At 68.8% G+C, this 250-nt stretch carries 1 protein-coding gene; it reads right to left on the bottom strand.

Annotated elements, in window-relative coordinates; all coding sequences use genetic code 11:
* The coding region (locus tag KVT32_RS30875; RefSeq protein WP_305864345.1) for a histidine kinase dimerization/phospho-acceptor domain-containing protein at nucleotides 1-237 on the bottom strand (237 nt) is incomplete at its 3' end.
* Nucleotides 238-250 lie beyond the last annotated feature (13 nt).

The raw sequence follows: 250 nt of genomic DNA on the forward strand, positions 1-250 counted from the left end.
CGGCTGGGCGCGGCGTTCGAAGTGCATGACGCCGGCCTCGATCTTCTGCAGGTCGAGCACGTCGTTCACCCTGCGCACCAGGCGCTCGCTGCTCTCGAAGGCGACGGTCACCAGGCGCGCCACGTCCGGCGGCAGTTCGCCGGCCATGCCCTCGTCCAGCATGGCCAGCGAGGCGCGGATCGAGGTCAGCGGGGTGCGCAATTCGTGCGAGACGGTGGCGACGTATTCGCTCTTCATGCGCTCGACCTTC

The sequence above is a fragment of the Achromobacter sp. GbtcB20 genome (assembly GCF_019091095.1).
GTDB lineage: Bacteria > Pseudomonadota > Gammaproteobacteria > Burkholderiales > Burkholderiaceae_B > Achromobacter > Achromobacter mucicolens.